Origin of the sequence: Mesorhizobium ciceri WSM4083, from assembly GCF_000519305.1 — a bacterium.
GTDB lineage: Bacteria > Pseudomonadota > Alphaproteobacteria > Rhizobiales > Rhizobiaceae > Mesorhizobium > Mesorhizobium ciceri_B.
Map to the genome: position 1 here is coordinate 41,798 of NZ_JAFG01000015.1, position 25,797 is coordinate 67,594.

Below are 25,797 nucleotides of genomic sequence, written 5' to 3' on the forward strand. Positions count from 1 at the left end.
GGGTGCTGATCTACATCGGCCGCCTTATCTGCTGTGCCCGCTCGGGCTCGACCACCTTGCGGTAGAGATGCCAGGTGGCATGGCCGAGCACCGGCATGACGACGGCGAGCCCGGCAAACAGCGGGATCGAACCGATCACCAGAAGCACGGCGACCAGCAAGCCCCACAGCGCCATTTGCAGCGGGTTGGCCATCACCGCCCTGGCCGAGGTCTCGATCGCCGAAACGGCGCCGACGTCACGGTCGAGCAGCAGCGGGAAGGTAACCACGGTGGTGGCCAGCACGATTACGGCGAAGACAAAGCCCGCGGCATTGCCGGCAAGGATCAGCGTCCAGCCCTTGCTGGTGGTCAGCACGTCGCGGATGAAACCACCGATCGAGGCCGGCGGCTGGTCGCCGAACAGGCCGGTGTAGATCGATTGCGCGGTGTAGAGCCACAACAGGAACAGCGCCACCAGCATGATGCCGATGACGGCGATCGACGGGACAGCCGACGAGCGCCGCACCTCGAACGCGTGCCGCCAGGAGGTGTTCATGCCGAGTTCGCGCCGGCGGCTGATCTCGTAAAGGCCGAGCGCCGCAAACGGCCCGACCAGCGCGAAACCCGACATCAGGGGATAAATGAGCTGGATGGCATTGGCGCCGGACGTCCACTGCGTCAGGATCAGGCCGACGATGGGATAGATCAGGCACAGGAACACGTAGTGCGATGGTTTTGCCCAGAAATCCTCGAATCCGAGGCGCAGCGCATCCCAAAGGTCCGACGTGGTGATGCGGCGCACCGTTGGCTGCACATGCGTTCCACGTGCGTCCGCCATGACATGAAAGCCGGCCATAACCTTCCTCCCGTGTGTCGGGGCGGTCACCGCCTGGATGGCCGCCAGAGCTGCCACTTCAAGATCAAGAGGCATGATAGCAGAGTTGGCGGCGATTGTCGCCGCGTCAATTGCCTGGGGCGCAACTCCTCGTAGTGTTCAACTCTCCGTATGGCCTCTCATATGGCGTGCCTCGGCAGTCTTTCGTTTTAGCCAATCATTGTTCTGCATTTTAGCATTTACGTATTTTAGCATTTACTTAATTACTCGTAGGGATCTCTGGCGTATCACCTGAGCTTTACGAGGTTCGGCGAGGAACTATGTTCGCATTGAGAGGCTTCTGGTCTTCGGAGCACGGCAACTTTGCCATGACGACCGCCATCGCGATGCTGCCGATAATGATTGGTTTGGCCGGCGCCGTTGATCTGATCGGCACGAGCCATGACGCCTCGCAACTGCAGAACTCGCTGGACGCGGCGGGGCTCGCCATCGGCACGAAGTTCTCTCCCGATATGGCGGCCGGCGATGTCCAGGAGCTTGGGCTGCAATTCTTCGCCGCCAATATGAGCGTGGCCGACCAGCAGGAATATTTGGGCAGCGTCTCCGCTTTCGCGGCAACGGCAAGCGGCAGCCCAAGCGCCTACTTTATCTCGCTGTCGTCCAGCATAAGCCGCCCAAGCTTCATCAGCGCCTCGGCCCCCTGGCAGGCCTCCCGCTCGGCCTCGGTCAAGATAAAACCTGGCGCGCAGGCCTGCGTGCTGGCGCTCGATCCGCATGCGTCCGCCGCCGTGAACCTCCAGGGCTCGACCAACGTCTCGATGGACAATTGCCTGATCGCGGCGAACTCGGACGCGTCCGATTCCGTCAACAGGGGTGGCTCCGCACTGGTTTCAGCCGGCTGTGTCTCAACCGTCGGCGGCACCAGCGGACTGTTGCCACCCAGCGCCAGTCTCGCCTGCGGAACGCCGCACGAACATAGGTACGCGTCCTTTGATCCATTGGCCGACGTCGTTCCTCCCCCTTACACATTGTGTTTGCCTGTCCCGAACGGCAAAACCTATACGCTGTCGCCCGGCACTTATTGCGACAAGACATTGTCGGGGGACATCACGCTTGATCCGGGCGTCTACATCATGCGCGGCACCACCATAAAGCCAGGGGGGAACGGCAGCCTGGCTGGCCAGGGCGTGACCATATTCCTCATGGAAAGTGCTGAGATCTACATAAATGCCAATGAGAAGGTGAACCTTTCCCCGCCCACCAGCGGCCCTTATGCTGGCATCACCATTTTCCAGGATCACGGCAACACGTCTGCTCTGACATTGAATGGCGGCGCAAATTCCGTGCTCAGCGGTTTCATCTACGCGCCGGACGCGCCCATTTCCTACGCCGGCAACTCTGATATGAGCGCCCAGGGCGACTGTCTCAGGCTTGTCGGCAATACGATTCAGATGACCGGAAACTCGTCCGTCAAGTCGGACTGCGCGGCGGCGCTTGGAAATCGCACAATGTACGCCGATCGGATGATCACTCTGGTGAAATGAGAACGACAGGCGGCCCAAGCGGTAGCGTTGAGAAAAATGGCGGTCCCCTTTAACAATGCCGGAGTGCGGCGGCGACCGCACTCCGGCAGATCAGCGCCTCTCACAAAGGCACATCCTGGTTGAAAACAGAGTATCGCTACGATTTCGCCGCCGCCGCGAAGTGATCGATCACCTCAGTCAGGGGGACGTGGCCAAGGCAGGCGCCAGAACCGGCGGGCTGTTCGCCATCCTCGACAGCCAGCGCATAACGCACGGCCGGATCGGATTCGATGCGAAGGCGCAATCCGGCCAGCTTGGGATAGGCAGCGCCGTCGATCGCCTGGTGAAATTCCGCCCAGCGCGCCACGCCGATCAGCGTGATATCGGCCAGCGTCAGCCGGTCGCCGACCAGGAAATCCGTGTCGGCGATCATCGCCTCGAGCCGATCATGACGTTCCGCAACGACCTTGCGGCCGAACTCCCGCAAGGTCGCCTTCAGCGCCGGTTCATCCGCCGCCATTTCCAATGCCACCCAGAGCGGGCTGAAGGCGGCGGTGAAACCGGTGTTCACGAAGGCCATCAGCTGGTGCATGCGGTCGGCTTGCGGCGTGCGCGGTTCGAAGCTGATGCGGCGCTGTGTGTCGCGGGCTTCGAGCCACGAGGCGATGGCCATTGTCTCGGTGAGCACCCGGCCTTCGTCGGTGATCAGCACCGGCGTTTCCTGACGGTCGTTGATGCTGGCATAGGCATCGTTTTTCATCTCGGTGAGCATGTCGACGCGGCACAGGCGATAGGGTTGCCCGACGCGTTCAAAGGCAGCGACAAGCCCCATCGAGCTTCCCGCCGGGAAGCCATAAAGCAGGATAGGTTCCATTTGTTTTCTTCCGTGGTTGAGAGGATCACGCCGCGCAGCGAAACTTGACCCTAAACGCTGGTCGTCCCATGTAAATTACGCACAATTCTGTAACCAGGATCCGCCCATGAAAGACGTCGTCTCACGCTGCCCGATCGAAGAGACCATGCGCGTGCTCAGCGGCCGCTGGCCCACGCTGCTGCTTTATTATCTGAAGGACGGGACCAAGCGGTTCAGCGACCTGAGACGTGACAACCCGACGGTGTCGCATCGCATCCTGACGCTGGAACTGCGCAAGCTGGAAGAAGCCGGCATCGTGCGCCGAACGGCCCGCTCGGGCTATCCGCTGCGGGTTGACTACGATCTTACCGCGCCGGGCCGCAGGCTTGTTCCACTCATCGACGCGCTGGGCTCGTGGTGGGAACGGACCGAAGACGACCGAACGGGCCGATCCCCGACTTCGGACGTAAATCTCGACACCGCCGCCTAAAGCGCCGGTTAGACCGAGTTTTTCGCCGCCCTGCCCGGCAAAAGCCATGATCGCCACTATCTCAGGTGGGCATGACCATTGCGAAAACCGAAAACCACCCGATCCCGAATCTGAACAGGCGCATGGTGCTGACCGGCCTCGCGGCCCTGACGGGCCTCGCCGCCTGCAGCACCGTTTCACTGCCGACCGGCGAAGGCGCCGGGGTCTCTTCCTCCGCCACCAGCACGCTGGCCAGCATCCGCGCCTCGGCCGGGCTTGCGCCGCTGGTCCCCGACCGGCAGCTCGAACAGGCTGCCCTGCAGCAGGCCGGCTACATGGCGCAGCGCCGCCGCATGAGCCACACCACCGGCTGGGGCAAGGATTTCGCCTCGCGCGTCAAGGACAATCGAATTTCCGGCGCCGCGGCGGAGAACATCGCCGAGGGTCGTTTCGACCTCGAGAAACTGTTCGACATCTGGGTGCATTCACCAGGCCATCGCCGCAACATGCTCGACCCGCGCTTCACCCGCTTCGGCCTTGCCTATGTGCGCGACGGCAGCGACAGCAAGCTCCGTTACTGGAGCCTGGTGCTCGGGAAATAGCGCTAATCCATATGCGCTGCCGGCGCGCCGCCGGCAGGCGCCTGCTTGGGCTTGCGCAGCAGGAAAACAAACGGGATGGCAAGCAGCGTCATGACCATGAGTATTTTGAAGTCATTGACGTAGGAAATCATCATCGCCTGGAGATTGACCATGCGATCGACCTGCGAAAGCGCCGTCGGATCGCCGCTCGCGGCGGCTGGAGAGACCGCCCACAGGTTCGGGTTGAACGGGTTGATGAAGGCCGAAAGCTCGGCGTGATTGACCTGCGTGTTGCGCACCATCAGAACCGTCACGACCGACACGCCGATGGACGAGCCAAGATTGCGCACAAGGCTGAACAGGGCCGTGGCATCGGTGCGGAAGCGCACGTCAAGCGTGGCGAAGGCGACGGTCGACAGCGGCACGAACACCATTCCCATGCCCAGACCCTGGATGACGCCGGAGCTGATGATCAGCCAGTTGTCCATCTGCGGCGTGAAGCTGGACATGGTGTAGAGCGACTGCGCGGTCAGGAGGAAGCCGATGACGACCAGGATTCGGGCGTCGATCTTGCTCATGAGCCGCCCGACGACCAGCATCGAAATCATCGTGCCGACACCGCGTGGCCCTATAACGACGCCGATGGTGACCGTCGGATAGCCGAAGATGGTCGACAGCATTGGCGGCAGCAGCGACATCGAGGCCAGGATGAGCACACCCATGACGAAGATGAACGCCAGCCCGGTCACGAAATTGCGGTCGAGGAAGATCTTGGGATCGATGAAGGGGTGTTCGGCCGTCATCGTGTGAATGATGAACACCCAGAAGCCGGTGAGCGAAAGACCAAGTTCGATCCAGATCTCGACCGAGGAAAACCAGTCGACCTCGCCGCCGCGGTCGAGCAGCAGCTGAAGCGCGCCGACGCCGAGCGATATCATGGCGAAGCCGAAGAAATCGAAGCCGCGCACGCGCCGGGCAACGGCCGGTAAGTAGGCGGCCATGCCGAGAAAGGCGACGATGCCGACCGGCAGGTTGATGAAGAACACCCAGCGCCAGTTGAAATTCTCGGTCAGCCAGCCACCCAGCGTCGGGCCCAGAATCGGCCCCAGCATGATGCCGGCGCCCCAGATGGCCATCGCCTGGCCATGGCGTTCCCTGGGGTTGATGTCGAGCAGGAAGGTCTGCGACAGAGGCACGATCGCCGCGCCGAACACGCCTTGCATCAGCCGGAAGAACACTATGCTCTCCAGGCTCCAGGCGACGCCGCACAGCATTGAGAATATGGTGAAGCCGACCACCGCCGTCAGGAACAGTTCCTTGCGGCCGAAGCGATCGGCCAGCCAGCCGGTGACCGGCGTCATGATGGCGGCGGCAACGATGTAGGAGGTCAGCACCCAGTTGATGTTGTCCGGCGAGGCGCCGAGATCGCCGGTCATGGTCGGCAGCGCGACGTTGGCGATCGTCGTGTCGAGCGCCTGCATGACCGTCGCCAGCATGAGCGCGACCGTGATCAGGCCGCGATGCGGCACTTCTTTGAAGGGTTCGGGCGTGCTCATGGCGTGGAACTTCCAGCAGGTAACAAAAACGTGTACAAGGGGTTTCCGGGCGGCAACGCCTTCCGTTGAGAGACCCTCGTCGCGGTGGGACGCGATCGTCGATGTGGGGGTTACATCGACTGAAAGTCTCTGATGAGCGGATGCCTGCCGCCCGGAAACATGAGGACCGACGGGTCCGCGTCGGAGATTTCAGCTTTCGCCGGGCCGCTACGCGGCGCGTCCAAACGCTGATCCTCCAGCTCCTCCCATCAGACCAATCCTGCTATTCACCTCCGCCGCTGGTCCTGCGGCAATCTGTTCACGTTACTGCGCGGCCTCGCCAGCCGTGGCGTGACCGAAGATCGAAGGCAGGCCACGCGTCACGCCGGTGTCGACGGTAACGGTGGCGCTCATGCCGGTGCGCAACGCCATCTTGGCGTCCGCATCGATGAGTTCGAGACGAACCGGGATGCGCTGCGTTACCTTGACCCAGTTGCCGGTGGCATTCTGGGCCGGCAGCAGCGAGAACTCGGCTCCCGTGCCGGCGCCGATCGCCTTGACCGTCGCCTCGAAGGTGCGCCCTGGATAGGTGTCGACCACGATCTCGGCCTTCTGGCCGGGCTTCATATGGGTGAGCTGCGTTTCCTTGAAATTGGCATCGATCCAGGTGTCGCCGGTCTCGACCAGCGAAAAGAGCGGCGTGCCGGAACCGACATACTGGCCGACCTTGAACGACGAGGCCTGGCTGACAATGCCGTCCGCCGGCGCCTTGACCGTGGTCTGGGCCAGGTCGTAGGCCGCCTTGTCGCGCGCGGCGAGCGCGGCCATCACGGTCGGGTGCTTGTCGGTCTCGATATCGGGATTGCCGCCAAGGGCTGCCTTGGCGCTGATGATGCCTTGCTCGGCAACCGCCAGCTGCTGCTTGGCCTTGTCGAGATCGTTCTTGGCTTCGTCGAGCGACGATTTGGCGTTGATGCCCTTCTGGGCGAGGTCGGCGGCGCGGTCGAACTGCGACTGGGCGAAGGCGACCTGGCTGGCGTCGGATTTCTGCTGCGCCATCGACTGGCCATAGGCCGCGCGCAACTGCTCGACATTGAGACGCGCGCCCGCCACCGCCGCGTCGGCCTGCGCCAACGCGATCCGGTATGGCTCTGGGTCGATGGCAAACAGCTCGTCACCCTGCTTGACCAGCTGGTTATCGAAGATATCGACCTTGACGATGCGGCCGGCCGTGTCGGAAGCGATCGACACCTTGGCCTGCTGCAGATTGGCGTTCTCGGTCTCCTGATAGCGGCCGCCGGTGACCCAGACATAGCCGCCGCCGACAGCCAATGCCGCAGGCAGCGCGACCATCAGCAGGAAGCGGCCCAGCCGGCGCTTTTTCTTCACGGGCACTGGGGCCGGCTGCACCGGGGGAGCAACCGCCGCCGGGGCTGCGGCCGGCTGCGCCGGCGCTTCCATGTCCAGTTCGGTCACTTTCTCGTCTATCTTGGCTACCGCGTTCATGCTGCTGCGCCCTCTGTATTCTTCACTTTTTCAATGGACGGCGTCTCGTCGTCGGTCAGGTTGCGGACCATCGCCTCAAGCCCCTCGATGAGGACGCGACGGGCTTCCGGCTTCACGCCGACCAGCGATTCCTCATAGACTTCTCCGGCAATGCTCTTGATCACGGCGTAGGCATCGCTTGCCTTGGGCGTCAGGAAGATCATGCGGACGCGACGATCGGCGGCGTCGGAACGACGCTCGATCCAGCCGCCCTCCTCCATGCGGTCGACCAGGCGCGAAACGCTGATCGGCTCGATTTCGAGAAGTTCGGCCAGCCGCGCCTGCGCAACACCGTCTTCCTTGGCAACGCGGACCAGAAGCCGCCATTGCGCCGAAGAAAGCCCCAAGCCACTGGCCCTCGCCTCGAAGCGCTTGCGCATCAGGCGCTGCACGTCGTGGATCAAGAAGCCCAATCTGTCGATGCCATCGGAAACCATGAGCGGGATATATAATAAGCGTGCTTACTATTCAAGATGCCGCGTTGCACGAGCAGCCGGCAAATGTGCATGACAGCTTTGCCGGCCCAATCATGGTTATCGATTTGCGAACGCATGATGGCCGCGCCGCCTCTCCGCTGGCCGCGTCTGGCATATTGATGTACAGCCGCTGAACAGGATCGGGGGATCAACGCAATGCCGACGCTTTACGCTCTCAAGCCGGCCTTCCAGGGTCGATTGCGGCCGCTGGTCAATCGGCTGGCGGCAATCGGGGTCACCGCAAACAGCATCACCATCCTGGCCGCCGTGATGTCGGTCGCGGCCGGGACGGCGATCGCGATCTGGCACGAATGGCACTGGCTGCTGTTGCTTATCCCCGCGGTGATGTTCGTGCGCATGGCGCTGAATGCCGTGGATGGCATGCTGGCGCGGGAACACGGGCAGGCCTCGACGCTCGGCATGTATCTGAACGAGTTGTGTGACGTCGTTTCGGACCTCGCGCTGATTCTCCCTTTTGCCGTCTTTCCCGAATTTGGCGCATGGGGCGTCGTCGCCTTCGCGGTATCGGCCGTGCTGACCGAGTTTGCCGGCGTGCTCGGCATCGCCGCCAGGATCGGGCGTAATTATGCCGGGCCGTTCGGCAAGAGCGACAGGGCGCTGGCGCTCGGCGTTGTCGCCGCGCTGTGTGCCGCCGGGCTGTGGCCGGCATCCATAACGCCGTTTGTGTTTCCGGCCATGGCAACGCTTTCGCTGCTGACCGCCATAAACCGGATACGCGCCGGCCTTATTGGCAGCGCCAGCTGAGCATCGAGGCTCGCCATGCCGCCAGTGGGGCCGCCAGAGGGAAAGACCATGATGCACGAACCGATCGCCGCCGCGGCTACGCAAAGCCCTGAGCGGCAAGCGCAGGAGCGGGTCTTCCGCAGCCATGACGGGACGGAGATCTTCTACCGCTTCTGGCCGGCGGCTTCCGCCGATGCCAAGGGCGCGGTGGTGCTCTTCCATCGCGGCCACGAGCATGGCGGCCGCATGGCCCATCTCGTCGATGAACTGCAGATGCCCGACCACGCCTTCTATGCCTGGGATGCGCGTGGCAATGGCCGTTCGTCCGGCGAGCGCGGCTATGCCCCGTCCTTCGCGGCCCTGGTGCGCGACATCGACTGCTTCATGCGCGAGATCGCCGAAAGGGATGGCTTCGCCACGCGCGATATCGCGCTGATCGCGCAGTCCTTCGGCGCCGTGCTCGCTGCCGCCTGGGTGCACGACTATGCGCCCAAGCTGCGCGCCATGGTGCTGGCCTCACCGGCCTTCTCGGTAAAACTATACGTGCCCTTCGCTAAGGAAGGCATCGCGTTCTGGCAGAAGATCAAGGGCCGCTTCTTCGTCAATTCCTACGTCAAGGCGAAATTCCTGACCCACGATCCTGTGCGCATCGCCTCTTTCGAGAGCGATCCGCTGATCACGCGGCCGATCGCCTCCAACATACTGGTCGAACTCTACCAGCACGCCGCCCGCATCGTCAGTGACGCCCGCGCCATCACCGTGCCGACCCAGCTTCTGCTTTCGGGCAGCGACTGGGTGGTGCGCCACGGTCCGCAGCACGAGTTCTTCGTCAATCTCGGCAGCCGCACCAAGGAACGCCATGTGCTGCCGGGCTTCTTCCATGACACGCTGGGCGAGCGCGACCGCGCGCAGGCCCTCGACCTGATCCGGCCGTTCCTCGCCAGGCAATTCGCAACGCCGGATGCGCCGGCCGACCTGAAGCAGGCGGACATTGCCGGCTACACCCGCGACGAGGCCGACAGGCTTGCCTCGCCGCTCGCTCTCATGTCGCCCAAGGGTCTCTATTGGGCATTCAGCCGCGCCTCCATCCGCATGGGCGCCTGGGTCTCGCAAGGTATGAAGGCCGGCGTGACCACCGGCTTCGATTCCGGCTCGACGCTGGACTACGTCTACGAGAACAATGCGCGCGGGCTTACGCCTCTTGGCCGCGTCGTCGACCGCATTTTCCTGGAGGCCATTGGCTGGCGCGGCATCCGCCAGCGCAAGCTGCATCTCGAGGAGCTCATCGGCTCTTGCCTGGCGACGCTCAAGGCCACTGGCCGGCCAGCGCACATTCTCGACATCGCCGCCGGCCACGGCCGCTATGTTCTCGATGCCATCGTGAAGAGCCCCGACCAGCCGGCGAGCGTTCGCCTGCAGGATTATTCCGACCTCAACGTCGAGCTTGGCCGCAAGCTGATCGCCGAGCGGCAATTGCCGGCTGATGTCTCATTCCAGCGCGCCGATGCCTTCGATGCCGACATGCTCGCCAACGTCGATCCGGCGCCCGACCTCGCCATCGTTTCCGGCCTCTACGAACTGTTCTCCGACAATGCGATGATCGCCCGCTCGCTCGGTGGATTGGCCAGCGCCATGCAGCCGGGCAGCCTTTTGCTCTACACCAACCAGCCCTGGCATCCGCAGCTCGAGATGATCGCCCGCAGCCTGACTTCGCATCGCGGCGGCGAGGCCTGGGTGATGCGCCGGCGAACGCAAGGCGAGATGGACCAGCTCGTCGAAGCCGCCGGTTTCGAAAAGCTCGACCAGCGCATCGACCAATGGGGCATCTTCACCGTCTCGGTCGCGCGGCGCCGCTGAACAGCATGGTCTCATCGCCTGCATCCGTGGCGCGTGCCGAACCCTATAGCCGGGTGGTCGTCAGGGCAGCCCTGTGGCTGGCCTTCCTGGCGCCGTTCTTCTATCTCAGCTACGGCTTCGCCAACTGGCTGGCGTCGCAGCGCGACGATGTCGGCAGCATCGTGTTCTCGTGGGAGCACGGCATCCCGTTCGTCGCCTGGACCATCGTGCCCTACTGGTCGATCAACCTGTTCTACGGCCTGTCGCTGCTGCTCAACAACGACAGGCAAGGGGTCGACCGTCTGGCCGGACGCTATCTCACCGCGCAGATCGTCGCCGTTATCTGCTTCATCCTGTTCCCGCTGACCGCGACCTTCGTGCGGCCGGCGACCACCGGCCTGCCCGGCTTCCTGTTTGCCGTGCTCGGCGGTTTCGACAAGCCGTTCAACCAGGCGCCCTCGCTGCACATCGCCCTTTTGGTGATCATCTGGGATCATTGGCGCCACCGGCTCGGCGGGTTGCTCCTGCCGCTTTGGCATGGCTGGTGTTTCCTGATCGGCGCCTCGGTGCTGACGACCTGGCAGCATCATTTCATCGACATCCCGACCGGCGCGCTGCTCGGGTTCTTTGCGCTTTGGCTGTTTCCGCGCAGCGGCGAATTGCCGTTTTCAGGCTTCCGGCTGACCAGCGATGCGAAAGCGCGGCGGCTGGCGCGGTTCTACGCGCTGGGCGCGGTCCTCGCGCTGGCCGGCGCCGCGCTCGGCGCCTTGTTCTGCGCCGTCGCGCTCTTCCTGCTTTGGCCGGCGCTGGCGCTGGCCATCATCGCCTTCGCCTATGCAGGAGCAGGCGAAAAAGTGTTCCAGAAATCCGCCGATGGCAGCATCACGCTCGCAAGCCGTGTCCTGCTCTTGCCTTACCGTCTCGGCGCCAGGGCAAACATATGGGCCTGGACGCGCAAACTTGCTCCCCAGGTGGCGATTGCCGATGGCGTCTTTCTCGGACGCTTTCCCACGGCACGCGAGGCCAACAGCTTCGGTACGGTCATCGACCTCGCCGCCGAACTCGAAAAGCCGGCGGCAGCCGATTGCCGCTGGATCAGCTTTCCGATGATCGACCTCGTGTCGCCGCCGGCGACGATACGGCAGCAGGCAGCCAGCGCGCTGGAGGGTGCACGCCGCGACGGCACCGTGCTGGTGTGCTGCGCGCTCGGCTTCCAGCGCAGCGCCGGCGTCGTCGCCGAATGGCTGGTGGCGACCGGCAAGGCCACGACACCTGCGCTTGCACGCGAAATGCTGATGGCAGCCGGCCGCCCGGTTCATCTTGCCGAAGCCACGGAGCGTGCCGTTTCATGACCGGCAATGCGTATCAGGAACGCGCCAATCGGTTCGCCTGCAGGCTGATGTGGCAGGCGGCGTGGCCGGCTGCGATTGTGGTGGCCGCGAATATCCTTGCGCCCCTGGCTGCTTCGCCGCGCGGTGCCTTCGGGAGCCTGCGCGCGGCCATCCCATTGTCGGCCTCAGCCGCGATCGCAGTCGTCGTGCTGGCGCTGTCGGCATTGCTGGCATTCGACGCGCTGCTGTTCCGGCTGATGGCCAGCCATGACGAGGAAGCTTCCGGCGGCGCCGCGGTGGATGACATACTGGCGCGCATGCGCCTGAAACCCTCGCCGTCCACGACACGGTCGCTCGACGACCGCATGGCCGGCGCAAGCCGCTTGTTGTTCAGGCAGCGCGTCGCCTTCGGCCTGTTCCTGGCGATGCTTTTCGCGGCAGGATTCTGGGCGCCGCGATGAACAGGCTTTCGCTCAAGACCTTCACCTTGCTGCAGACGGCAACCTCCGTCGGCCTGTCGGCGCTGGCCCGGATGGTGACGGGCGTGCGTCCGATCTGGAACGGCAGCCTGCCCTCCGACCGGCAGCGCATCTATTTCGCCAATCACACCAGCCATGGCGACTTCATACTTTTGTCGGCCTGTCTCAGCGAAAGCGAGCGCGCGATCACCCATGCTGTTGCCGCAGGCGAATATTGGGGGAAGTCGCGGCTGCGCCGCTTCATCGCGCAAGACATGCTGTCGTCGGTGCTCATCAACCGGCAGTGGACGAGACCCGAGGAAAATCCGATCGAGATCATGCTGTCGGTTCTCGACCAGGGGCACTCGCTGATCCTGTTTCCCGAAGGCACACGCAACATGACCGAAGAGCCGCTGCTGGCATTCCGCTCCGGGCTCTACAATCTGTCGACGGCGCGGCCTGAGGTCGAGCTGATACCGTGCTGGATCGAGAACATGTCGCGCGTGCTGCCCAAGGGCCAGTTCCTGCCGGTGCCGCTGCTGTGCCGTGTCGTCTTCGGCCCGCCGGTGGCCGTGGCGCCTGGTGAAGAACGCCGCGCCTTCCTCGAACGCGCCCACGCCACGCTTCTGGCGCTCAACCCGCGTCCCGAGCGAGACGATTGATGCGCCACGAAATCTCCATCCTGATCATCGGCCTGCTGGCGGTTTTGACCACCGCCAGCATCGTCGCCACCATCCTTTCGGCGCGGGCGCCGAAGCCGCTCAGTTCGACGCTGGTCAATCTGACCCAGCGCATCAACGCATGGTGGGTGATGGTGGCGCTGATGACGGTCGCCTTCTTCTTCGGCCGTTACGGGATGACCATCCTGTTCGCGCTGATTTCTTTTGCCGCGCTGCGCGAATTCGTGACGCTGACGCATACGCGCCGCAGCGACCATTGGGTGCTGCTCGGCATGTTCGGCATCATCATACCGTTTCAATATTGGCTGGTGTGGACCGCCTGGTACGGGCTCTTCGTCATCTTCATTCCGGTCTATTGCTTCCTGTTGATGCCGGCCATCACGGCGCTGCATGGCGACACCGAACGCTTCCTCGAGCGCATCGCCGCGCAGCAATGGGCGGTGATGATCTCTGTCTATTGCGTCAGCCACGTCCCTGCCCTGCTGACACTCGAGGTGCCGGGCTTCGAAGGCCGCACCCTGCTGCTGATCGCCTTCCTGATCATCGTCGTGCAAGGCAGCGACGTGCTGCAGTACATCTTCGGCAAGCTGTTTGGAAAGCATCGTTTTTCGCCGAACGTCTCACCGTCGAAAACCTGGGAAGGGCTGATCGGCGGGCTGGTGTCGGCGAGCCTGCTGGGCGCGCTGTTGTCGTTCGTCACCCCCTTTTCGCCGCTGCAGGCGGCGGCCGTGGCCTTCGTCGCCTGCTCGATGGGATTCCTCGGCGGGCTGGTCGCCTCGGCCATCAAGCGCGACCAGGGCGTCAAGGACTGGGGCCATCTGATCGAAGGCCATGGCGGCATGATGGACCGCACCGACAGCCTGGTCTTCGCCGCCCCGGTGTTCTTCCACCTCGTGCGCTATTTCTGGACGGTCTGAGCAAGCCGTTCTGACCACGTTCACAGCCGGTTGCGAATGAGCATGGTGACGACGAAGAACGCGCCGACCGAACTGGTGATGATGCCGATCGGCAGTTCCTGCGGCGGCAGCAGCGTTCGGGCCAGAAGATCGCTGGCCAGCAACAGCACCGCGCCGAAGACGGCACAGCTGGCAACCAGGCGCAGATGCAAGGGGCCCGCCAGCGGCCGCGACAGATGCGGGATCATCAGCCCGACGAAGCCGATGACGCCGGCGACCGAAACAAGGATCGCCGTCGAGAAGGCGGCGACGAGAAAGGTCGTCCGGCGCATGCGCGCCACTGGCACGCCCAGGCTTTCGGCGGCGTTTTCGCCGGCCAGGAAAGCATCGAGCCGGCGGTGGTTCCACAGCGCGTAGGCCAGAATGGTGCCTGCCCCCAGCGCGCCCAACCAGATATTGTCCCAGCGCGCCAGGCCAAGGCCGCCCATGGTCCAGAACAGCACCGAGTGGGCGGCGCGCTGGTCGCCTGCAAAGACCAGATAGTTGGTCAAGGCGGTGAACATGAAGGACACGGCAAGACCGGCGAGGACCAGCCGCTCCGGGCCTTGCCCCCTCACCCGCGCGACCAGCAGCAAGACGACGCCGGCAGCCAGTATGCCGCCGGTGAAGGCCGCGACCGGCAACGTCCAGATGCCAAAACTGTCGCCGAAAACGGTGATGACGGAAACCGCACCTGCGGCGGCACCCGACGACAGGCCGAACAGGAACGGATCGGCGAGATCGTTGCGGGTCACCGTCTGCAGCAGCGCACCGACGACGCCGAGGCCTGCGCCGACGCAGATGGCCAGGATCGTGCGCGGCAGCCGCAGATCGACGACGATCTTGCCGACCGGCCCAGACACGTCGTGCCCGCTTAAGCCGATTGCGCGGCCAAGTGCTGCAACGACATCGGTCAGCGGGATCAGCGTGGAGCCATAGGCGATCGACAGCAGAGCGAGAGCGGCGATCGCCGCCGCTCCCAGCACCATGGACAATGCAAATGCTGGATGACGCAAGCTCAAAACGCTTCCGGATGCATGGCTTTCGCGATCTTGTCGATCGCTTCGATGTTGGCGGGTCCAGGCGTCAGCTCGGCGTAGCGCAGGGCAACGAAGCGCCCGTTCTTGACCGCGTCTGTCTCCTTCATCGCCGGATGCGCCTTCAGGAAACCGAGCAGCTTCTTGTAGCCGCCGCCGTCCTGGTAATCGAGCAGGATGAGGAATTGCGGATTGCGCGACGCCACCGTTTCCCAGTCCGTGTTGCCCCAGCTGGTGTCCATGTCGGCCATGATGTTGTCGCCGCCGGCGGCAGTGATCATGGCGCTCGGAATAGCGAACTTGCCTGCGGTGAACGGCTTGTCCTCGCCGGAATCATAGAGGAACACCCGCGTTCCCTTGGCGTTGCCGACCTTGGCGGTGATGTCGGCGAGCTGCGTCTTCCAGCCGGAGACAAGCTTCTCGGCCTCGGCTTCCTTGCCGAAAATCTTGCCCAGCTTTTCGACGTCGCCGTAGAGCAGGTCCATCGAAGCGGCGGGGCGGCTCTTGTCGAGATGGACGCAGCTTTCCGTCAGCACCAGCGTCTTGACGCCATGCAGGGCAAGCGTGTCCGGCGTCACCTCGCCGCCGGGCTTCATGCCGTAATACCAGCCGGCGAAGAAGAAATCCGGCTCGACCGCGACGAGGTTTTCGAGCGTTGGATATTTCGGCGCCAGTTCCGGGATCGAACCCTGCTCGGCCTTGAATTCGGGACCCACCTTGTACCATCCGGTGATGCCGGTCAGGCCGACGATCGACGGCTGCAGTTTCAGCGCGAAAGCCATCTCGGCCATGTTGAGATCCTGGATGACGGCGCGCTTCGGCGGCGCATCGAAAGTCAGCGGCTTGCCGCAACTGTCGACGGTGACCGGGAAGGCCAGGGCTGTCGAGGCCAGCAGCGAGAAGGCAAGCGAAAAGGCAAGGCGTTTCACGGGTTTTGCTCCTTTGTGGATGGGATTGGGTCGACTACGGAAAGGCTTCCATCAGGACGGTGGCGCGGCACGGTTCGGAACCTCGAACACCGTCAGTTCGCGGTCTTCGGTCGGATGGCGCAGGCGCAGCACATCGATGCCGAAAATCTCGCGGATCAGTTGTTGGGTCAGCGCTTCGCGCGGTGCGGCGAGCGCCTGCAGACGGGCATGGTTCATCACCGCAACCCTGGTCGCGAACGGCGCCACCAGCGCCAGGTCGTGCAGCACCGCGATCACCGTCATCTCGAAGCCGGCGACGAGGTCGAGCAGTTCGCCGCGGGCGCGCGGGTCGAGATGGTTGGTCGGCTCGTCGAGGAACAGGATCTTTGGCTGCTGGGCGATGGCGCGCGCCAGCTGGGCGCGCTGGCGCTCGCCGCCCGACAGCGAGCCGATGGTGCGGCCGAGCAGCGGCAGCAGGCCGGTCCGGCGCAGAGCGTCGACGACGATATCGCGTTCCTCGCTCCTGCGCCGCAGCCCGGCGTGCGGGACCCGGCCAAGCTCGACATAGTCGATCACCGCCAGCCGCGGATCGGGCTGGTCGGTCTGGCCGACGACGGCCATATGCAGTGCCCGCTCGGCGGCTGAAATCCTGTCCAGCCGGCGCCCGCCGAGCTTCACCTCGCCGGAACTCGGCCGCAGCATGCCCGACAGCATGCGCAGCAGCGTCGTCTTGCCGGCGCCATTGGGACCAATGATGGCGAGGCGGTCGCCGGATGCCACCGACAGGCTAACCGCCTGAACCAGATCCCGCCCATTCGCCATGGCGCAGAGGTCACTTGCTTCGAGAAGCGCTGCGCTCATCGGCTGCTGCCCGCCGGATTGCCCGAACCGGGGTTGCGGGCCAGCGTCTTGCCGGCCAATCCTGCTGGACGCTGACCGGAACTGCACCAGCCATCGGCGAGCGAGGCGTAGAGCCTGGCGAACCGCACGAGGTCGCCGACATCGGCTCGTGCGTCGATGGAGCCGAAGAGATAGGCAGCCTTGCCTGGCGCCTGGAATGCGACCGTCAGCGGCCGCGAGCAGCCTGCCATGCAAGCCACGCCTTCGACCGCGAAGCCTTGCGCCACGGCCGGCTCGTTGTAGACCGAAAGCCGGGAGCGCAAATCGCTGCAAAGGCTTTCGCCAGACCTGACCCCGGTCACGAGGTCACGGCAGAGCGTGCACACGATGATGCGATGATCGATGGAGCCATCCAACTTTCCGTCACTTTCCAAAACTGGCGACGGAAGGAAGGAGGCGAACCGGCCGACAAGACCGGGATTCGCGTTTCCTCCCGGCACACCCCGTCCGGTCAACTCAGTGATGGCAGGTCTCCTGGCTCGCGGGTCGTTGCGCCATCCTGCCTTCCCAGCCTTGCCGGCCAGTGGCATTTTGCGGATTTTGCTCGCCGCTTACAGTTGCGGGGGCAGCCACGGCCTCGACCCCTGGGGATCTCACCGTGTTCCCTTTTCACCCCTCGCCTTTCGACTCGGGGACCATCACCGGCCCAGCGTAGTTTTGCGCCAATCGCTTCGCAATGGATTTCTCGGACCGAGTGGTGGGCCAGCTAAGGGAAACAGGCATTGCATGCTCGCTTTATGTAATAACATAACACTCCTAAGAGATGACGCGGGCCGCTGTCAAGCGAAAGCCCGTGAGGCGGTTGGCCGGATGGCGACCGGCGTCGGCGTAGATTGCGCGGGATGCGCAATTTCGATCAAACTGGCCGCGCCAGGAAACGGCAGGATGATCTGGCCAATGCGAAAAGGAGCCCCATGAACCCGACCGAGAAAGCGCTGTGGTTCGTCGAGAGCCATCTGCCGGAGGCAGTCTCGCTCGACGATGTCGCGCAAAGCAGCGGCGTGTCGCGTTTTCATGTGACGCGGGCTTTCGGCGCTGCCACGGGCCGCTCGGTGATGGGCTACATGCGCTCACGCCGGCTGACCGAGGCGGCGCGCAAGCTGGCCGGCGGGGCGCCCGACATCCTCGCCGTCGCGCTCGACGCCGGCTACAACTCGCATGAGGCGTTCACCCGCGCCTTCCGCGACCAGTTCGGCACCACGCCGGAACTGGTGCGCGCGCAAGGCACACTCGACAAGCTCGACCTCGTGGAGCCGATCCTGATGGACCAGTCCTTCCTCACCAATCTCGAACCACCGCGTTTCGAGACCAGCCGACCGTTCCTGATTGCCGGCCTCGGCGAACGCTACAGCTGCGAAACCAGCGCCGCCATTCCGATGCAGTGGCAGCGCTTCGGCCCCTATATCGGCAACATTCCGGGCGAGGCCGGCGCCGTCGCCTATGGCGTCTGCGTCAACGGCGACGATGCCGGCAATTTCGACTACATCGCCGGCGTCGAAGTGTCTGATTTTTCCGACCTGCCCAAGGAATTCTACCGGGTGCGGGTGCCGGCGCAGAAGTATGCGGTCTTTGCCCACCGCGAGCACATCTCGACCATCCGCCGGACGGTCAACACGATCTGGAACAAATGGCTGCCGGCCTCTGGGCACGAGATCGCGGACGCGCCGGAATTCGAGCGTTATGGCCCGGAGTTCAATGCCCACAGCGGCAATGGTGGGCTGGAGATCTGGATACCGGTCAAGGCGTAGGTGATCAGGCCATCGGCAGCGCCGGCCAGCGATCGACTATCCCGCCGCCGGAAAACACGGCGATCGACCCGAACTGCTGCAGCACGGCCTCGCTCTGCGTCGGCCGCAGGAAGGCGTAGTCGCCGGGCTTTGCGGTCGCATCGGCCGGCAGGCCCATGAATTGCTGGTTGGAGGACAGGCCGAGCAGGCCGTTCGTCGTCATGCCTTGGGGGAACACCGGTTCTGCCATCCACTTGCCGCCATAGAGATAGCAGCCCTTGCGCGGGAACCGGCCGAGCGCCTGCAGCAGGCGAGTGACGGCCGGCGGGCCGGGCAGCATCGGCTCGACCATTTTCAGGATCGGCGTGGCGATGAAGGCCGCCGGCTGGAAGCCGTCGAGACCTGGCGTATCGAAGTCGCTGGGCAGCACAAAGGCCGAGCCCATCGAGACCTCATTGGCCGCGCCGCCATGATGGAGCAGCGCGGTCTTGCTGCCACCGATGTTCAGGATGCGGCGCTGGTCGGCGCCGAGACAGGCGACGAATGCCGAGGCCTGCGCCGACGCCATTGCCAATGCCTTTGCCGGTCCGCCGAAAAGGCCGGGAATGAGCGGTGCATGCGCCTCGTAGGCCATGACGCCTTCGCAATGCAGCCGGGTCGGCAACGCGCTCAACGCCTTCGACAAGGCCTGAGGATTGGCGAACCCGCCGCGATGCAGCCCGACATCGATCTCGAAAGCGATGCGCAGGCCGATGCCGAGTTCGTCAGCGAGCGCGCCATATTCCGCCAGTCTCTCCTCGCTGTCGATCAGCCAGCAGACACGTGACCAGTCGGCATCACCCTTCACCAGCACAGCCCTTGCCACACCGATCGGCATCGGTTTGCCGTAGAGCAGATCGGCATCCGGGAACGCCTTCAACACCGCCTCGCTGATCGGCGGGTGAAAGGTCATGAAGCGCTCACTGCCAAGCGCCTTGCCGATATGCGCAAGCAGCGGCAGGCAGGCGAGCGATTTGTCGACCAGCCGCACGGCCAGGCCGGGATCGAGTCTGCCCTTCACCAAGGCAATGTTTCCGTCCAGCCGGTCGCGGTCGAGCAGCAGGCAGGGTTGGAAGATGCCGGCTTCCTTCAGCGCATCCGAGAGGGTGGAAAAATAGGCGCTCATCATTCGATGCCGAACAGGCCGGCCATGTAGGGCGACACGAAGCGGTTTTGCGGATCGATGTCACGGCGCACCGCCATGGCATCGTCCCAGCGCGGGTAGAGCTTTTTCAGATCCGCCGCTTTCAGGCTGTGCATCTTGCCCCAATGCGGCCGGCCGCCATATCTGCGGAAGATCGGCTCCGCCGCCCGCATGAACGGCAACGGATCGTTCGCTGCATCATGGTGGATGGCGATGGAGCAGGTCAGCCTGTTGTAGAATGGCGAAAGCCAGAACTGGTCCGGCGCGACCGAGCGCACCTCCATCGGGAAATAGACCTCGGGAAAACGCTTCTCGGTCAGCTCGATGATCTCGGCCAGCGCCTTCGGCCCCTCCTCGAACGGCAGATGATATTCCATCTCGTTGAACTTGGTCTGCCGGTCGCTGGCATAGACGTTGAGCCAGTCCTGCACGTAGTCCTCGGCCGGCAATTTGGCGATGGCGCCCAGGATCAGGCGGCCGCGCAGCGATGGCAGCCAGGCAAGCCCGGTGCGCAGCCGGCGCAGTGTCCGCAACCCGGCCTCATCCGCTTCCGGCGGTCGCGGGGTCGGTGCTGCGTCGCTGAGATCACTGGCGATGAACTGCGCATAGCCGGAAAACGGAATGTAGTAGAATTCGGCCGAGCGATGCGCGGCCATCATCGCCTCGAAATCGCGCAGCATCTCGGTGATCGGCAGCACCCATTTGCGGCGGCGCAGCCGGTAGGTCGCGATGTTGTTCAGCGTCACTTCGGTGAGCACGCCGAAAGCGCCGAGCGCGACACCGATGGCATGGATCATGTCCTGATCCCCTGCCCGCTTGAAGTCGCGGACCTTGCCAAGCCCGTCGACGATCTGCACCGTCTCCAGCTGCGTGTGATAGGCGCCGAGCGTCGATCCCGAGCCGTGCGTGGCTGTGCCCAGCGCGCCGCCGATCGCCTGGCGGTCGATATCGCCCATATTGGGCAAGCCCTGGCCAATGCCTTGCAGGATGTGCATCAGCGGGCCGAGCCGGGTCCCTGCCCGCACCCGCGCCTGATGTTTTTGCGCGTCGTGCGAGACCAGCCCTTCCAGTCTCTCCAGGGACAGGATCGTGCCCTGCGATTTCACCAGCGGCGTGAAGGAATGACCGGCGCCGGCGACGCGGACCGGGCCAGGCGCGGTCCGGACGAGATCACCGAGTTCACCGGCATCGCCGGGGCTGGCGATCAGCTTGGGCTCGGCGCTTACAAAGCCTGACCAGTTGCTCCAAACGTTTGACATGCCACCTCCCCGCTCAGGCAACCGCACGACGGCGTGACACAAGGACGAAAAGACCGAGCAGCACCACGCTGGCCACCGCGCTGGCGGCGGCGAATTCCGGCACCGGCCGGAAATCCTTGCCATCGATGAGCAGCGACGCCGCGATCGGCCCGATCGCCAGGCCGAAAAGCTGGGCTGCCGGCACCAGCAGCACGGCGGTGCGCGTCTCGTCGGCGGTGATCGCCAGACGGATCTGGTAGGGCACGATGAACAGCAGGATAAAACCCATGGCCAGGGCAGCGACCCAGAACGTCGTCAGACCGGGGCTACTGGCAAGAACCAGGGAGCTGACAAGCGCGACGACGCCGATCGCCGCGATGGCAAGGCGATAGTCGATGCGCGCCTCGAACGCGGTCGCCGTCATCGCCCCCAGGACCTGCACCGCGAGGCTGGCCGAGACGATCAGGCCGACGGTGCGGCCATCGATGCCGTATTGCGCGCCCAGCGGCTCCAGGAAAGCCCAGACCGCGCCGAAGAACATGAAGTAGCAGAAGACCGACAACAGCGCGGTCATCGAAGGAATCGTCAGCACATTGGCCAAATTCTCTTCCTTGGGCAGGTCGGCATAGTCACCGGGTACGGTGAAAGCGACCGCCAGCGACACGACACAGACGACGGCAAGAACGATGAAGCCGCCCGCCGATCCTGCGGCCGGGATGACGTAGAGCGCCAGCAACAGGGCGAGCGCGCATTGCGCCAGCGTCTGCATGGTGACGAAATAGCCGCCGATGCGCTCGGCACGCCGCGAGCGGGCGATCAGTTCGGTGGCGATGGCGACCAGACCGCCCTCAGCGAGCCCGGCAAGGGCGCGGGCCGCAATCAGCATGTTGGCGCTTACAGGATAAGCCGTCCACATATTGGCCAGCGCCAGCAGCAGCAGAAGGACGGCACTTTTCCAGCGCATGTTGTGGGCCGAAAGCAGCATCGCCACGACGGCCGAGCCGATGGCAATGGCGATCATCTCGGCGGTGGCGACCAGCGCCAGTTCGTCGCCGCTGACATGGCCCTCAGTGTAAAGGGCGCCAAGCAGCACCGGCTGCAGGCCGAGGATGAGCAGGCCGACCGAACCGATCCACAGGGCCGAGGCGAGCTGCCAGCCGGTCGGATTGCCGACCAGCCAGTCGCCACTGCCTGCATGGCCGGTATCTGTCGAAGCCAAAGGCGCCTCCCAACGTCCTTGCCGTGCGGCAAAAAAGCTGACAACCTGTCAGTATTTCAGAAACTGATACTTGATCATATTTCTTGTCAACCGGAATTTGAAAACCGTGCGAAAGATCGGTGCATGACGGAATTGAAGAGAATGGCGACCGAGCCGAGGCGCAGGCCCAAGCAGGAGCGCAGCCGCGAGCGCATCGATGCGATCCTGTCGACAACCATGCGGCTGATCGGGGAAAAGGGCATCGACGCCGTCACCATGAAGGAGGTCGGCATGCTGGCGGGCGGGCCGATCGCCACCGTCTACCACTATTTTCCCAACAAATCGGCGATCCTGGCGATGCTCTATGAGCGGTTTTCAGAGGTCAGCCGCGCGCGGCTGACGGCGATCATCGCCGATGTCCGCGAAGCAAAGGACGTGATCGTGGCCGCCGACCGGCTGCTTGACGACTACCTCAGCCGTGTCGCCGGCGATCCGGCCATCCAGGATCTGCAGAACGCCATCCAGGCCGACAAGGCGCTCAAGAACCTCGACATCGCCGAAACCCGGCACCAGGCCAAAATGTTCTGCGACCACGTCATCGCCCAGCTCGAGCCCGAGAGGCGCGAGCAGTTCGAGCGCATGGTCCTGCTGATCTTCCAGCTCGCCGGCGGCGTGGTGCGCCTGGCGCTCGCCGAGGGCGAAGCGGAAAGCCGCCGGACCATCGAGGACTACCGCTCGATCATCCACACGCAGCTGCGGCTGTTTCTGTAGCCCTGGTGATCATCGTCGAGCTGCCCCGAATGAGAGGCGTCGGGCGGCGCGAGCATCAGAACGCCCGCTATGTAACCTGGCCGATAAGGCCCTCGAACCCGTCGGCAAGATTGGCATTGCCGGCAGCGAGAAACGCAGAAAGATTGCGGGCGCCACCGGGCGTCTTGTTGGCATCAAGCAACACCGCCCTGCCCTCATGCATGACGAAATCGAACTTTCCGTAGTCAAAGCCAAGCTGGCGCCTCAGCGCGCGAAGCTCATCGGGAACCGGAACCGGCTCATGGCGGATCGTGTCGTCGCCCTTGACGAGGCTCTGCGGCGAGACATGGCGGGTGCAGCGCTCGCGGTCGCCGCAGAATATCCAGAAGCGGGCTCCAAAGCCGTCCGACTCCGGCTCGGGAATGAATTTTTCGACGACGAGATCGTCGCGGTCGAAGACCGCCGGCGCAACATCCGAAAGGCATGTATAGACGCGATAACCCTCGATAGGCTTGACGCCGGGAAACGGCTTCGGCTTTCCGGCACGCAGCGATCGCCGGTTGAGCGCCTGCTCCCGCATCCCGAGATTGTTGAGATTACTCTTGACGATGACCGGCCCTTGCCAGTCGTCATCCTTGCCGATCAAGGCGCCACTGACGCGTCGCTTGGAGATGTCGGCAGCCCCGATGTTCACGCAGAAGGGAAAAGCGCGTGCGTATTCGACATATTCGGGCGGCGTCACGGTCGCATCGACGTGCAGCACCGCGATGTCGGCTTCCGGCTTTGCCGACGTTCCGGGGATTATACGGACGGAATGACCGCGTCGCTTCAGTTCCTTCAGCAGCTCGAAAAGCATATAGGAACTGCCACGGCGAAACAGCGGGCCGCGCCAGCGTTCGAACCTGTCGAACTCATGCGTAATAACCGCGATGCGTGTCATGGGCCCCCCGCTTGGTCTCATTAGCGTCCTCGATTATAGCTGCAAATACAATGCCGGCTTGGGGCTGTGGATGACCGACCATTGGAATGCCATTCGAAGGCACTGGCAGTTGCTCGGACCACCGCTGCGGCCGCCGGCGGAAGCGGTTGAGGCCTATGAGCGTGAGCTCAGCCTTTCGAAGGCGCACGTCGTTCTGCTTGGCGTGACGCCGGAACTCGCCGGGCTTGGGGCGACGATGACGGCCGTCGACGAATCTTCCGACATGATCGCGGGTATCTGGCCAGGCGACACCGCGTTGCGAAAGGCAATCAACGGCGACTGGCTCGACTTGCCGGTGTCGAACGCAAGCGTCGATGCGGTGATCGGCGACGGCTGCCTGTCGGCGTTCGGCCTTTCAACCGGGCGCCGGGCGCTGTTTGCGGCAATCGCAGGCGTACTGCGCACCGACGGCCGCGCCGGACTGCGTCTCTTTGCCGGTCCGGAAACACCGGACGATCCGGCGGCGTTGCGGGCGTTTGCACTGTCGGGCGGCGTCTCGACCTTCCATGAACTCAAATGGCGCGTCGCCATGACCGCGACGGGCGATGCGCCCGACCATGCCATTTCGGTCAGGACGATCGCGGAAAGATTCGATGTGCTGTTTCCTGACCGCGAAGAGCTTTCGGCTCGCACGGGCTGGGACCTGCCCACCATCGGCACCATCGATGTCTATCGGAACTCGCCGGCTATCTACAGCTTCGCGCCGGCGACCACACTGGTGAGCGAAGCGGAAACGTTCTTTGGTGATGTCCGGATCGCTTTGACCGGGAGCTATGGGCTTGCCGAGCGATGCCCGCTGTTGGTGCTGCGGGCGCCAAGACACTGAAGACAGCAGGACGGCGTTTTAACCCAGGCTTTCTGAAATCGTGCGGCAGCATGAGAAAAATTTCGCGCGCATCGCAGTCTTCGCGCACCTTGACTCTCAAAGGCCGCCAGCCTATTTCAGCGCCACGTTAGCACTCGCCTTTGGTGAGTGCTAACCACATGTCCGGCGCCGCCGGACGGAGGAACTGTATCTCACCGTTCTCATCGAGGAAGAAAAAATGGCAAAGTCGAAGTTCCGCCCGCTTCATGACCGCGTGGTCGTTCGCCGGGTCGAATCCGAATCCAAGACCGCTGGCGGGATCATCATCCCCGACACGGCAAAGGAAAAGCCGCAGGAAGGCGAGATCATCGCCGTCGGCTCCGGCGCTCGTGACGAAGCTGGCAAGCTGGTCCCGCTGGACGTCAAGGCTGGTGACCGCATCCTGTTCGGCAAGTGGTCGGGCACCGAAGTCAAGCTCAATGGCGAAGACCTTCTGATCATGAAGGAATCCGACATCATGGGCATCATCGGCTGATTATCGGCCTCACCGTCAACTGAATTTCCGGGCTTACTCCAAGCCCTTGCCAGGAGCTAAAAATGGCTGCCAAAGACGTAAAATTCTCCCGTGATGCCCGTGAGCGCATGCTGCGCGGCGTCAACATCCTCGCCGACGCGGTGAAAGTCACGCTCGGTCCCAAGGGCCGCAACGTCGTCATCGACAAGTCCTTCGGCGCCCCGCGCATCACCAAGGACGGCGTCACCGTCGCCAAGGAAATCGAGCTTGAAGACAAGTTCGAGAACATGGGCGCGCAGATGGTCCGCGAAGTTGCTTCGAAGACCAACGACATCGCCGGCGACGGCACCACGACCGCAACCGTTCTGGCACAGTCGATCGTCCAGGAAGGCCACAAGGCCGTTGCCGCCGGCATGAACCCGATGGACCTGAAGCGCGGCATCGACCTGGCCGTGACCGAAGTCGTCGCGGCGCTCGGCAAGGCTGCCAAGAAGATCAAGACCTCCGAGGAAGTCGCCCAGGTCGGCACGATCTCGGCCAATGGCGACGAGTCGGTCGGCAAGATGATCGCGGAAGCGATGCAGAAGGTCGGCAACGAAGGCGTCATCACGGTTGAGGAAGCCAAGACCGCCGAGACCGAACTCGAAGTCGTCGAAGGCATGCAGTTCGACCGCGGCTACCTCTCGCCCTACTTCGTCACCAACGCCGACAAGATGGTTGCCGAGCTCGAGGACGTCTACATCCTCCTGCACGAGAAGAAGCTGTCCAACCTCCAGGC

The 25,797-nt window shown here is 63.8% G+C and carries 27 protein-coding genes and 1 riboswitch; of the genes, 14 read left to right on the forward strand and 13 right to left on the reverse strand.

From position 1 onward, the window contains the following. Window positions 1-10 precede the first annotated feature (10 nt). Window positions 11-835, reverse strand: coding sequence for a DUF2189 domain-containing protein (locus MESCI2_RS0123085; protein ID WP_027038633.1), 825 nt, complete (start codon window positions 833-835; stop codon window positions 11-13). A 299-nt stretch (window positions 836-1,134) separates the two neighbouring features. Here MESCI2_RS0123085 and MESCI2_RS0123090 point away from each other — a divergent pair, with 299 nt between their 5' ends. Further along, window positions 1,135-2,358: a TadE/TadG family type IV pilus assembly protein gene (locus MESCI2_RS0123090; RefSeq protein WP_027038634.1), complete on the forward strand. Its 1,224-nt coding sequence runs from the start codon at window positions 1,135-1,137 to the stop codon at window positions 2,356-2,358. A gap of 136 nt (window positions 2,359-2,494) precedes the next feature. On the opposite strand, the gene MESCI2_RS0123095 is transcribed toward MESCI2_RS0123090, so the two are convergent. Beyond that, window positions 2,495-3,211 carry a glutathione S-transferase family protein gene (locus MESCI2_RS0123095; RefSeq protein WP_027038635.1) on the reverse strand — a complete coding sequence of 239 codons (717 nt, stop codon included), beginning with the start codon at window positions 3,209-3,211 and terminating at the stop codon, window positions 2,495-2,497. 106 nt (window positions 3,212-3,317) lie between these two features. Here MESCI2_RS0123095 and MESCI2_RS0123100 point away from each other — a divergent pair, with 106 nt between their 5' ends. Both MESCI2_RS0123100 and MESCI2_RS0123105 read left to right on the forward strand, forming a co-directional pair. Beyond that, entirely contained in the window at window positions 3,318-3,680 is a 363-nt protein-coding gene (locus MESCI2_RS0123100) for a winged helix-turn-helix transcriptional regulator (protein ID WP_027038636.1), read from the forward strand. Between the two features lie 71 nt (window positions 3,681-3,751). Next, the gene (locus MESCI2_RS0123105; RefSeq protein WP_032901228.1) at window positions 3,752-4,261 is read left to right on the forward strand and encodes a CAP domain-containing protein; all 510 of its coding nucleotides are present in this window, start codon (window positions 3,752-3,754) and stop codon (window positions 4,259-4,261) included. A gap of 2 nt (window positions 4,262-4,263) precedes the next feature. Here MESCI2_RS0123105 and MESCI2_RS0123110 read toward each other — a convergent pair whose 3' ends face one another. From MESCI2_RS0123110 to MESCI2_RS0123120, 3 genes are all read right to left on the reverse strand, one after another. Further along, window positions 4,264-5,796 carry a DHA2 family efflux MFS transporter permease subunit gene (locus MESCI2_RS0123110; protein ID WP_027038638.1) on the reverse strand — a complete coding sequence of 511 codons (1,533 nt, stop codon included), beginning with the start codon at window positions 5,794-5,796 and terminating at the stop codon, window positions 4,264-4,266. Between the two features lie 303 nt (window positions 5,797-6,099). Beyond that, window positions 6,100-7,281 carry an HlyD family secretion protein gene (locus MESCI2_RS0123115; protein WP_027038639.1) on the reverse strand — a complete coding sequence of 394 codons (1,182 nt, stop codon included), beginning with the start codon at window positions 7,279-7,281 and terminating at the stop codon, window positions 6,100-6,102. Further along, window positions 7,278-7,757, reverse strand: a complete 480-nt coding sequence (locus tag MESCI2_RS0123120) for a MarR family winged helix-turn-helix transcriptional regulator (protein ID WP_027038640.1) — start codon at window positions 7,755-7,757, stop codon at window positions 7,278-7,280. Before MESCI2_RS0123120 ends, MESCI2_RS0123115 begins: the two co-directional genes overlap by 4 nt. A 195-nt stretch (window positions 7,758-7,952) precedes the next feature. Between MESCI2_RS0123120 and MESCI2_RS0123125 the strand changes: the two genes are divergently transcribed. The 6 genes from MESCI2_RS0123125 to MESCI2_RS0123150 are packed head-to-tail and all read left to right on the forward strand — an operon-like array spanning window position 7,953 to window position 13,762. After that, window positions 7,953-8,561, forward strand: coding sequence for a CDP-alcohol phosphatidyltransferase family protein (locus MESCI2_RS0123125; protein WP_027038641.1), 609 nt, complete (start codon window positions 7,953-7,955; stop codon window positions 8,559-8,561). Between the two features lie 51 nt (window positions 8,562-8,612). Beyond that, window positions 8,613-10,397 (forward strand): bifunctional alpha/beta hydrolase/class I SAM-dependent methyltransferase, encoded by a 1,785-nt coding sequence (locus MESCI2_RS0123130; protein ID WP_430981680.1) that lies wholly within the window; start codon window positions 8,613-8,615, stop codon window positions 10,395-10,397. A 5-nt stretch (window positions 10,398-10,402) separates the two neighbouring features. Further along, window positions 10,403-11,728, forward strand: coding sequence for a phosphatase PAP2/dual specificity phosphatase family protein (locus MESCI2_RS0123135; protein ID WP_027038643.1), 1,326 nt, complete (start codon window positions 10,403-10,405; stop codon window positions 11,726-11,728). Next, window positions 11,725-12,168 carry a hypothetical protein gene (locus tag MESCI2_RS0123140; protein ID WP_027038644.1) on the forward strand — a complete coding sequence of 148 codons (444 nt, stop codon included), beginning with the start codon at window positions 11,725-11,727 and terminating at the stop codon, window positions 12,166-12,168. Before MESCI2_RS0123135 ends, MESCI2_RS0123140 begins: the two co-directional genes overlap by 4 nt. Further along, window positions 12,165-12,827: a lysophospholipid acyltransferase family protein gene (locus MESCI2_RS0123145; RefSeq protein WP_032901230.1), complete on the forward strand. Its 663-nt coding sequence runs from the start codon at window positions 12,165-12,167 to the stop codon at window positions 12,825-12,827. The genes MESCI2_RS0123140 and MESCI2_RS0123145 overlap by 4 nt, the downstream gene beginning before the upstream one ends. Beyond that, entirely contained in the window at window positions 12,827-13,762 is a 936-nt protein-coding gene (locus MESCI2_RS0123150) for a phosphatidate cytidylyltransferase (RefSeq protein ID WP_027038646.1), read from the forward strand. The genes MESCI2_RS0123145 and MESCI2_RS0123150 overlap by 1 nt, the downstream gene beginning before the upstream one ends. A 20-nt stretch (window positions 13,763-13,782) precedes the next feature. Here the strand turns inward: MESCI2_RS0123150 and MESCI2_RS0123155 are convergent, their stop codons facing one another. From MESCI2_RS0123155 to MESCI2_RS0123170, 4 genes are read right to left on the reverse strand one after another with little or no spacing between them, the layout of a single operon-like run. Further along, window positions 13,783-14,769, reverse strand: coding sequence for a FecCD family ABC transporter permease (locus MESCI2_RS0123155; protein WP_032901231.1), 987 nt, complete (start codon window positions 14,767-14,769; stop codon window positions 13,783-13,785). A gap of 29 nt (window positions 14,770-14,798) precedes the next feature. Next, window positions 14,799-15,746, reverse strand: coding sequence for an ABC transporter substrate-binding protein (locus MESCI2_RS0123160; RefSeq protein WP_027038648.1), 948 nt, complete (start codon window positions 15,744-15,746; stop codon window positions 14,799-14,801). 51 nt (window positions 15,747-15,797) lie between these two features. Next, window positions 15,798-16,586: an ABC transporter ATP-binding protein gene (locus tag MESCI2_RS0123165; protein WP_027038649.1), complete on the reverse strand. Its 789-nt coding sequence runs from the start codon at window positions 16,584-16,586 to the stop codon at window positions 15,798-15,800. Beyond that, window positions 16,583-16,981 (reverse strand): DUF1636 family protein, encoded by a 399-nt coding sequence (locus tag MESCI2_RS0123170; protein ID WP_032901232.1) that lies wholly within the window; start codon window positions 16,979-16,981, stop codon window positions 16,583-16,585. Before MESCI2_RS0123170 ends, MESCI2_RS0123165 begins: the two co-directional genes overlap by 4 nt. A 91-nt stretch (window positions 16,982-17,072) precedes the next feature. Next, a riboswitch (cobalamin riboswitch) is annotated at window positions 17,073-17,280 on the reverse strand. Window positions 17,281-17,539: 259 nt separating this feature from the next. Between MESCI2_RS0123170 and MESCI2_RS0123175 the strand changes: the two genes are divergently transcribed. After that, window positions 17,540-18,373, forward strand: a complete 834-nt coding sequence (locus MESCI2_RS0123175) for an AraC family transcriptional regulator (protein ID WP_027038651.1) — start codon at window positions 17,540-17,542, stop codon at window positions 18,371-18,373. Window positions 18,374-18,377: 4 nt separating this feature from the next. Here MESCI2_RS0123175 and MESCI2_RS0123180 read toward each other — a convergent pair whose 3' ends face one another. The 3 genes from MESCI2_RS0123180 to MESCI2_RS0123190 are packed head-to-tail and all read right to left on the reverse strand — an operon-like array spanning window position 18,378 to window position 21,992. Then, a complete protein-coding gene (locus tag MESCI2_RS0123180; protein WP_027038652.1) occupies window positions 18,378-19,517 on the reverse strand; it encodes a DSD1 family PLP-dependent enzyme in 1,140 nt (379 codons plus the stop codon). Further along, a complete protein-coding gene (locus MESCI2_RS0123185) occupies window positions 19,517-20,794 on the reverse strand; it encodes a D-arabinono-1,4-lactone oxidase (RefSeq protein WP_027038653.1) in 1,278 nt (425 codons plus the stop codon). The genes MESCI2_RS0123180 and MESCI2_RS0123185 overlap by 1 nt, the downstream gene beginning before the upstream one ends. Before the next feature lie 13 nt (window positions 20,795-20,807). After that, window positions 20,808-21,992: an MFS transporter gene (locus tag MESCI2_RS0123190; protein WP_027038654.1), complete on the reverse strand. Its 1,185-nt coding sequence runs from the start codon at window positions 21,990-21,992 to the stop codon at window positions 20,808-20,810. 123 nt (window positions 21,993-22,115) lie between these two features. Here MESCI2_RS0123190 and MESCI2_RS0123195 point away from each other — a divergent pair, with 123 nt between their 5' ends. Further along, on the forward strand, window positions 22,116-22,742 hold the full coding sequence (locus MESCI2_RS0123195) for a TetR/AcrR family transcriptional regulator (RefSeq protein WP_027038655.1): 627 nt from the start codon (window positions 22,116-22,118) through the stop codon (window positions 22,740-22,742). Window positions 22,743-22,809: 67 nt separating this feature from the next. Here MESCI2_RS0123195 and MESCI2_RS0123200 read toward each other — a convergent pair whose 3' ends face one another. Then, window positions 22,810-23,661, reverse strand: coding sequence for a hypothetical protein (locus MESCI2_RS0123200; protein ID WP_027038656.1), 852 nt, complete (start codon window positions 23,659-23,661; stop codon window positions 22,810-22,812). A gap of 70 nt (window positions 23,662-23,731) precedes the next feature. Between MESCI2_RS0123200 and MESCI2_RS0123205 the strand changes: the two genes are divergently transcribed. The 3 genes from MESCI2_RS0123205 to groEL form a co-directional block, all read left to right on the forward strand. Next, complete coding sequence (locus MESCI2_RS0123205; protein ID WP_027038657.1) at window positions 23,732-24,526, forward strand: class I SAM-dependent methyltransferase; 795 nt, start codon at window positions 23,732-23,734, stop codon at window positions 24,524-24,526. Between the two features lie 217 nt (window positions 24,527-24,743). Further along, window positions 24,744-25,040, forward strand: a complete 297-nt coding sequence (gene groES / locus MESCI2_RS0123210) for a co-chaperone GroES (RefSeq protein WP_006203049.1) — start codon at window positions 24,744-24,746, stop codon at window positions 25,038-25,040. Between the two features lie 62 nt (window positions 25,041-25,102). After that, window positions 25,103-25,797, forward strand: a 695-nt coding sequence (groEL, locus tag MESCI2_RS0123215) for a chaperonin GroEL (protein ID WP_027038658.1), incomplete at its 3' end; no start/stop codon positions are given.

What these genes read in the sequence shown, in the direction of transcription:
- MESCI2_RS0123165 (WP_027038649.1), bottom strand. Translation starts at nt 16,586, where the DNA reads ATGAGCGCAGCGCTTCTCGAAGCAAGTGACCTCTGCGCCATGGCGAAT.
- MESCI2_RS0123145 (WP_032901230.1), top strand. Translation starts at nt 12,165, where the DNA reads ATGAACAGGCTTTCGCTCAAGACCTTCACCTTGCTGCAGACGGCAACC.
- MESCI2_RS0123100 (WP_027038636.1), top strand. Translation starts at nt 3,318, where the DNA reads ATGAAAGACGTCGTCTCACGCTGCCCGATCGAAGAGACCATGCGCGTG.
- MESCI2_RS0123105 (WP_032901228.1), top strand. Translation starts at nt 3,752, where the DNA reads ATGACCATTGCGAAAACCGAAAACCACCCGATCCCGAATCTGAACAGG.
- MESCI2_RS0123130 (WP_430981680.1), top strand. Translation starts at nt 8,613, where the DNA reads ATGCACGAACCGATCGCCGCCGCGGCTACGCAAAGCCCTGAGCGGCAA.
- MESCI2_RS0123175 (WP_027038651.1), top strand. Translation starts at nt 17,540, where the DNA reads ATGAACCCGACCGAGAAAGCGCTGTGGTTCGTCGAGAGCCATCTGCCG.
- MESCI2_RS0123155 (WP_032901231.1), bottom strand. Translation starts at nt 14,769, where the DNA reads ATGGTGCTGGGAGCGGCGGCGATCGCCGCTCTCGCTCTGCTGTCGATC.
- MESCI2_RS0123110 (WP_027038638.1), bottom strand. Translation starts at nt 5,796, where the DNA reads ATGAGCACGCCCGAACCCTTCAAAGAAGTGCCGCATCGCGGCCTGATC.
- MESCI2_RS0123195 (WP_027038655.1), top strand. Translation starts at nt 22,116, where the DNA reads ATGACGGAATTGAAGAGAATGGCGACCGAGCCGAGGCGCAGGCCCAAG.
- MESCI2_RS0123125 (WP_027038641.1), top strand. Translation starts at nt 7,953, where the DNA reads ATGCCGACGCTTTACGCTCTCAAGCCGGCCTTCCAGGGTCGATTGCGG.
- MESCI2_RS0123200 (WP_027038656.1), bottom strand. Translation starts at nt 23,661, where the DNA reads ATGACACGCATCGCGGTTATTACGCATGAGTTCGACAGGTTCGAACGC.
- MESCI2_RS0123085 (WP_027038633.1), bottom strand. Translation starts at nt 835, where the DNA reads ATGGCCGGCTTTCATGTCATGGCGGACGCACGTGGAACGCATGTGCAG.
- MESCI2_RS0123095 (WP_027038635.1), bottom strand. Translation starts at nt 3,211, where the DNA reads ATGGAACCTATCCTGCTTTATGGCTTCCCGGCGGGAAGCTCGATGGGG.
- MESCI2_RS0123205 (WP_027038657.1), top strand. Translation starts at nt 23,732, where the DNA reads ATGACCGACCATTGGAATGCCATTCGAAGGCACTGGCAGTTGCTCGGA.
- MESCI2_RS0123120 (WP_027038640.1), bottom strand. Translation starts at nt 7,757, where the DNA reads ATGGTTTCCGATGGCATCGACAGATTGGGCTTCTTGATCCACGACGTG.
- MESCI2_RS0123180 (WP_027038652.1), bottom strand. Translation starts at nt 19,517, where the DNA reads ATGAGCGCCTATTTTTCCACCCTCTCGGATGCGCTGAAGGAAGCCGGC.
- MESCI2_RS0123090 (WP_027038634.1), top strand. Translation starts at nt 1,135, where the DNA reads ATGTTCGCATTGAGAGGCTTCTGGTCTTCGGAGCACGGCAACTTTGCC.
- groES (WP_006203049.1), top strand. Translation starts at nt 24,744, where the DNA reads ATGGCAAAGTCGAAGTTCCGCCCGCTTCATGACCGCGTGGTCGTTCGC.
- MESCI2_RS0123185 (WP_027038653.1), bottom strand. Translation starts at nt 20,794, where the DNA reads ATGTCAAACGTTTGGAGCAACTGGTCAGGCTTTGTAAGCGCCGAGCCC.
- MESCI2_RS0123140 (WP_027038644.1), top strand. Translation starts at nt 11,725, where the DNA reads ATGACCGGCAATGCGTATCAGGAACGCGCCAATCGGTTCGCCTGCAGG.
- MESCI2_RS0123115 (WP_027038639.1), bottom strand. Translation starts at nt 7,281, where the DNA reads ATGAACGCGGTAGCCAAGATAGACGAGAAAGTGACCGAACTGGACATG.
- MESCI2_RS0123150 (WP_027038646.1), top strand. Translation starts at nt 12,827, where the DNA reads ATGCGCCACGAAATCTCCATCCTGATCATCGGCCTGCTGGCGGTTTTG.
- MESCI2_RS0123135 (WP_027038643.1), top strand. Translation starts at nt 10,403, where the DNA reads ATGGTCTCATCGCCTGCATCCGTGGCGCGTGCCGAACCCTATAGCCGG.